We start from the raw sequence: 3,123 nt of genomic DNA, 5'->3' as shown, positions 1-3,123 counted from the left end.
CCGCACACTCAAAATTGCATATAGTTAGAAACCTTCCTTCAGAGTTTTGGTCAAGTCCTCGATCTATTAGTACCTGTCAGCTACATACATTACTGCACTTACACCTCAGGCCTATTACCATATTTTCTTCATGGGATCTTACTCCATTTCTGGATGGGAAATCTCATCTTGAGGGGGGCTTCGCGCTTAGATGCCTTCAGCGCTTATCCCTTCCAAACGTAGCTACTCAGCAGTGCTCTTGGCAGAACAACTGATACACCAGTGGTTTGTCCATCCCGGTCCTCTCGTACTAAGGACAGCTCCTCGCAAATTTCCTACGCCCACAGCAGATAGGGACCGAACTGTCTCACGACGTTCTGAACCCAGCTCGCGTGCCTCTTTAATGGGCGAACAGCCCAACCCTTGGGACCTACTTCAGCCCCAGGATGAGACGAGCCGACATCGAGGTGCCAAACCTCCCCGTCGATGTGGACTCTTGGGGGAGATAAGCCTGTTATCCCCGGGGTAGCTTTTATCCGTTGAGCGATGGCCCTTCCATGCGGTGCCACCGGATCACTAAGCTCGACTTTCGTCCCTGCTCGAGATGTCTCTCTCGCAGTCAAGCTCCCTTTTGCCTTTACACTCTTCGCGCGATTTCCAGCCGCGCTGAGGGAACCTTTAGGCGCCTCCGTTACTCTTTAGGAGGCGACCGCCCCAGTCAAACTGCCCACCTGACATTGTCCTAGATCAGGATTACTCATCATAGTTAGAATAACGTTATAACAAGAGTGGTATCCCAACGGCGACTCCCTGAAGACTGGCGTCCTCAGTTCTCTGTCTCCCACCTATCCTGTACATCTTATACCATTATCCAGTGCCAAGCTGCAGTAAAGCTCCACGGGGTCTTTCCGTCTTGCTGCGGGTAACCGGCATCTTTACCGGTACTACAATTTCACCGAGTCCATTGTTGAGACAGCGCCCAAATCGTTACGCCTTTCGTGCGGGTCGGAACTTACCCGACAAGGAATTTCGCTACCTTAGGACCGTTATAGTTACGGCCGCCGTTTACTGGGGCTTCGGTTCGTTGCTTCGATTGCTCTAACAATTCCCCTTAACCTTCCAGCACCGGGCAGGCGTCAGCCCCTATACATCATCTTTCGATTTAGCAGAGACCTGTGTTTTTGGTAAACAGTCGCTTGGGCCTATCCTCTGCGGCCGGATTTAGCTCTCAACCTAATCCGGCACCCCTTCTCCCGAAGTTACGGGGTCATTTTGCCGAGTTCCTTAACAATGGTTTTCTCGCTCGCCTTAGTATTCTCTACTCTCCTACCTGTGTCGGTTTACGGTACAGGCACCTGCTCCCTCGATAGAAGCTTTTCTCGACAGTTTGATATCAGCTGCTTCGCTACTTTTATTTCACTCCCCATCACAGCTCACCCTCAGTAAGACGGATTTGCCTATCTTACAGACTCGCTGCTTGGACGCGTTCTACCAATCACGCGCTCAGCCTATCCTCCTGTGTCACTCCCTTTCTCAAACGGTTCTCGGTGGTACAGGAATCTTGACCTGTTGTCCATCGCCTACGACTTTCGTCCTCGGCTTAGGTCCTGACTTACCCTGGGCGGACGAACCTTCCCCAGGAAACCTTAGGTTTTCGGCGGATGGGATTCTCACCCATCTCTCGTTACTCATGCCAACATTCTCTCTCGTATGATGTCCACAGCTCCTTACGATACTGCTTCGCCCCTCATACGATGCTCCTCTACCAATTATGCATCCGCACAATTCCATAGCTTCGGTAGTAAGTTTTAGCCCCGGTAATTTTCGGCGCAGGATCACTCGACTAGTGAGCTATTACGCACTCTTTGAATGAGTGGCTGCTTCTAAGCCAACATCCTAGTTGTCTATGCAATCCCACATCCTTTTCCACTTAACTTACATTTTGGGACCTTAGCTGATGGTCTGGGCTCTTTCCCTTTTGACCATGAATCTTATCACCCATAGTCTGACTCCTGATCATATGATATCGGTATTCGGAGTTTGATAGTCTTCGGTAGCCGGTGAAAGCCCCTAGGACATTCAGTGCTCTACCCCCGTATCACTAAGATCAAGGCTAGCCCTAAAGCTATTTCGAGGAGAACCAGCTATCTCCGAGTTCGATTGGAATTTCTCCGCTATCCACATGTCATCCCAACCTTTTTCAACAGATATGGGTTCGGGCCTCCACTAAATTTTACTTCAGCTTCACCCTGCACATGGATAGGTCACCCGGTTTCGGGTCTACGCCATACAACTTTCGCCCTCTTCAGACTCGCTTTCGCTGCGGCTCCACACCTTAAGCGCTTAACCTTGCTGCATAACGTAACTCGTTGGCCCGTTCTACAAAAAGTACGTGGTCGTTCTTTAACGAACTTCCACTGCTTGTAAACATAGGGTTTCAGGTTCTTTTTCACTCCCCTCACGGGGTCCTTTTCACCTTTCCCTCACGGTACTATTCTCTATCGGTCACTAGGTAGTATTTAGCCTTGGCAGATGGTCCTGCCTGCTTCCCACAAAGTTTCACGTGCTCCGTGGTACTCCGGATTAGTCTCGCGGCCCTTCTCTTTTCGCGTACGTGGCTCTCACACTCTTCGGCGCATTTTCCCAAATGCTTCTGCTAAAATACCGGCATCACTTTATCGACTATCCTCACCCCTTCGTCCGTAGACTCAGGTTTGGGCTGTTTCCCGTTCGCTCGCCGCTACTTAGGAAATCACTGTTGTTTTCTCTTCCTTCGGGTACTTAGATGTTTCAGTTCCCCGAGTTCCCTTCCTATGACCTATGAATTCAGTCATGGATACTTATCCATTACGATAAGTGGGTTCCCCCATTCGGACATCTACGGATCGTCACTTGCTTGCAGTTCCCCGTAGCTTTTCGCAGCTTACCACGTCCTTCTTCGGCTCCTAGTGCCAAGGCATCCACCCTATGCTCTTAGTAACTTGACCTTCTCTCTTAAAGGTCTTTGTAGGTTTGATTTTACTCAATTCTACTTTTTATTACTTTCGCTTCGTATGTCTACTTAGCTGTGCTTTCGCACTTTTTTTATACTTGCCCATCAAACATCTTGCGACATTTGACTTCTTTTAACATGTTTTGCTTCGC

The 3,123-nt window shown here is 49.5% G+C and carries 1 rRNA gene; it reads right to left on the bottom strand.

The annotated features are described in order from the left end of the window. Positions 1-46 precede the first annotated feature (46 nt). Positions 47-2,966: ribosomal RNA gene (locus KHM83_RS19425) — 23S ribosomal RNA — on the bottom strand. Positions 2,967-3,123 lie beyond the last annotated feature (157 nt).

It is taken from the genome of Fusibacter paucivorans, assembly GCF_018390735.1.
Lineage (GTDB): Bacteria > Bacillota > Clostridia > Peptostreptococcales > Acidaminobacteraceae > Fusibacter > Fusibacter paucivorans.
This window is presented reverse-complemented; position numbering and strand designations above follow the sequence as displayed.